Annotated in this window: 3 protein-coding genes; 2 read left to right on the top strand and 1 reads right to left on the bottom strand. The window is 68.1% G+C overall.

Annotated features, from left to right (window positions below; translation table 11 throughout):
- The coding region (locus AC1D1G_RS43410; RefSeq protein WP_477956733.1) for an alpha/beta fold hydrolase at positions 1 to 847 on the top strand (847 nt) is incomplete at its 5' end.
- Here AC1D1G_RS43410 and AC1D1G_RS43405 read toward each other — a convergent pair.
- On the bottom strand, positions 807 to 1,514 hold the full coding sequence (locus AC1D1G_RS43405) for a hypothetical protein (RefSeq protein ID WP_477956732.1): 708 nt from the start codon (positions 1,512 to 1,514) through the stop codon (positions 807 to 809). The two genes, AC1D1G_RS43410 and AC1D1G_RS43405, sit on opposite strands and share 41 nt — an antisense overlap.
- Positions 1,515 to 1,763: 249 nt before the next feature.
- Here AC1D1G_RS43405 and AC1D1G_RS43400 point away from each other — a divergent pair, with 249 nt between their 5' ends.
- On the top strand, positions 1,764 to 3,245 hold the full coding sequence (locus tag AC1D1G_RS43400) for an MFS transporter (protein ID WP_280783193.1): 1,482 nt from the start codon (positions 1,764 to 1,766) through the stop codon (positions 3,243 to 3,245).
- The last annotated feature ends 41 nt before the right edge of the window (positions 3,246 to 3,286 follow it).

Genomic DNA, 3,286 nt, shown 5'->3' with positions numbered 1-3,286 from the left:
GTCCCAGCTCCAGCACCTCACACTGCACGGGGACGCCGTCGCATACCGGATGGAGGGTGAGGGCGAGACGCTGCTGCTCGTACACGGGATGGCGGGAAGTTCCGCGACGTGGCGTGCCGTTTTCCCGCAGTTGGCGCAGCGGTACCGGGTCCTGGCGCCGGACCTGCCCGGCCACGGCGATTCCGCCAAGCCGCGCGGCGACTACTCGCTGGGCGCGTTCGCCGCGTGGCTGCGCGACCTCCTGAACGAACTGGGCATCGAACGGGTGACCGTCATCGGTCAATCCCTCGGCGGTGGGGTGGCGATGCAGTTCAGCTATCAGCATCCCGAACTGTGTGACCGGCTGGTCCTCATCGGCAGCGGCGGACTGGGACCGGACGTGAACTGGACCCTGCGGTTGCTGGCGGCGCCGGGGTCCGAGTTCGTCCTGCCCTTGGTGGCGCCCACCGTGGTTCGTGACGCCGGAAACAAGGTCCGTGGCTGGCTGGCGGCGGCCGGGTTCCACTCGGTCCGCGGCGACGAGATGTGGAACGCCTACTCGTCGCTGTCCGATTCGGCCACCCGGCAGGCGTTTCTGCGGACGCTCCGCGCGGTCGTCGACCATCGGGGGCAGGCGGTGAGCGCGCTGAGCCGTCTGTACCTGAACGAAGGTCTCCCGACGCAACTGATCTGGGGCGATTCCGACGGCATCATCCCGGTCRCGCACGGATACGCGGCGCACGAGGCGATTCCCGGGAGCCGGCTCGCCGTCCTCGACGGTGTCGGGCACTATCCCCACCTCGAGGATCCCGCCGCGGTGGTCGAGATCATCGACGACTTCGTCTCCACGACGCCGGCGCGGACCTGAACGATCCGTTCCCGGCGGCGCTCGCGCGGCGTCCGGTGACCAGAATGTAGACGCTGACCAGCAGCACCCACGCCGGGAACGCCAACGTCGACCAGAGGCTGAAGTCGACGATCACCAGCAGCCCCAGGGCCAGCAAATACGTGGTCACGACGAGCCATCGCGGCATCAGCCCGGTCCGCAGCCAGATCGTCCCCAGCGAGATCATGAACACCGCGGCCATACGCAGCGCGTAGACGTGGTTGATCTGCRGCATGATCTCGCGGCCGAAATCGACGATCTCGTTCGCGGAGCTGCCCGAGTGACGGGCAATGGCGAGCACGCCGCCCGCCACCCCCATCGAGACGAAACCCATCGCGAGAAACAGCAATCCGCTGCCGAGGAACACCGTCGCGAAGAATCGGTCCTCGAGGTCGCCGAGCCGGTCGCGGATGACGCCGATGAACCAGAGGAACGCGATCCCCGCGAACGGAGCAAGCAGCAGGGCCGCCTTGATCCGCATCTCGCCGCTGCCCACCCAGGGGGTTTCGTCGAACGGGTCCGCCGGCAGCGCGGTCCGCAGGAGGACGAGGCTGGTGGCGAACAGCACGGCGAAGACGATCCCCGCGACGGCCGCCGAGCGTGGCGTTCTCAGCCGGCGGAGGTCCTGCGCGCGCTGCGTTTCGGCCATGAGTCGATCCTCGCTCGAGGAGCGTTCGGGATTCACCGATTCGCGTCAACCGGGGAACACCCGCCGGTCGGTTTCCCGCTGGGCGGAACGCCGCATGGCGTGCCGCATCCCCGAGAACTGTGATGTCAATTACACATTCACGAGACTTCGACCACCGAATGTGACCACCCACCCCTACCGCCCGGCTCGGGCCGCGCCGCAGTGCCGCGGCGCCGTCACGAGTCCCGTGCAGGTATTCGAAAGGACCCGATGATGGTCACCCATGCGACCACCGAGCGATGGACACCCCGCCTGATCTTCTCGCTCGCCTCGATCGTGTTGCTGCTGGAGATGCTCGCGGTCAGCTACATGATGATCTCGATCGCGTTGCCGCAGATCGTCACCCACTACCAGACGACGCAGGGCGCATGGCTGCTCACGGCGTTCCTGCTGGTGGGAGCGATCACCTGCCCGCTGATCGGCAAGCTCGCCGATACACACGGCAAACGGAGACTCCTGCTGACGGCCGTGGGCCTGTCGGCGCTCGGGTCGCTGATCTCGGCGATCGCACCGACGTACGCGGTGCTGATCGCCGGCCGCGCCCTCACCGGTCTGCTCGTGCCCTGCCTGTTCCTGAGCTATTCGCTCATCCGCGACGTCTTCCCCGCCCGGACGGTGGCGTTGGCGGTCAGCATCGCCACGAGCGGCATGGGACTCATCGCGATCCCCGCACCGTTCTTCACCGGCTGGCTGATCGACAATTTCGGCTTCCGGAGCATCTTCTGGTTCTTCGTGGCCGGTCTGGTGATTCTCGCCGTCCTGATCCGGGCGACGACCGCGGAATCGCCGGTGCGCCTGCGCGCCCGCATCGACCTGATCGGCGCGGCGCTCCTGGGAGCCGGACTCGCCGGCATCCTCGTCGGGGTGAGCTTCGGGCCCTCGTGGGGCTGGACGTCGGGGTCGACGATCGGGTTCCTCGCCGGCGGTGTCGCCCTGCTGGTGGCGTGGACGGTGTCCGCACGACTGCTCGCGGACCCGCTGATCGACATCCGGTTCTTCGGTAAGCGGCCGGTGTTCCTGACGGCGCTCGGCGCGGGATTCTGCTACGGCACGTCCGCGGTGTTCACGATCATGCTCCCGATGATGTGCATGACCCCGGCGATCCTGGGGCTCGGCTACGGATTCGGCATCAGCGCAGAGGGATTCGCGATCTTCCAGGCGCCGCTGGGTGGCGCCGTGGTGATCGGCGGACTGATCGTCGGAACCCTGGTCCCCCGGAACGTCCGCCCGCGGACCCTGATGGTCGTGGGCATGCTCGTGATGGCCGCCGCCTGCCTGCTCACGGCGATGGTCCACGATGACAAGGCACTCCTGATCGGCTTCGCCGCACTCCTCGGCGTGGGAATGGGCATGGGGTACGCCTCCGTCCCGAACCTGCTCATCGCCGCGGTGCCGCCGCAGTTGCAGGCGACGACGGCGAGCATGGTGGCGGTGTTCCAGAGCATCCTGCCCGCAATCCTCCCGGTGATCGTCTTCTCGGTGTTGAACTCGCACATCGCGACCGTCATGCAGGGTGCGGTCTTCTACACCGACACCGGCATCACGATCGCGTTCGTGATCGGCGCGATCTCGGCGCTGCTGGGCGCGGTCGTGGCCTTCGCGTTGCCCCGCCGGATTTCGCAACTGAGCGCGCCCGGTTCGGGGTCGGCGGCCGCGGCCGACACGGACGGGGCCGTCGTCCTCGCCCACTGAGCCGCCGGTCTCACACCGTCGTCGCCGCGACTCCCCCGTGG

It is taken from the genome of Rhodococcus sp. P3_B8 (genome assembly GCF_056402775.1).
The sequence above is the reverse complement of the archived record's forward strand: the minus strand, read 5'-3'. Positions and strand labels throughout refer to the sequence as shown.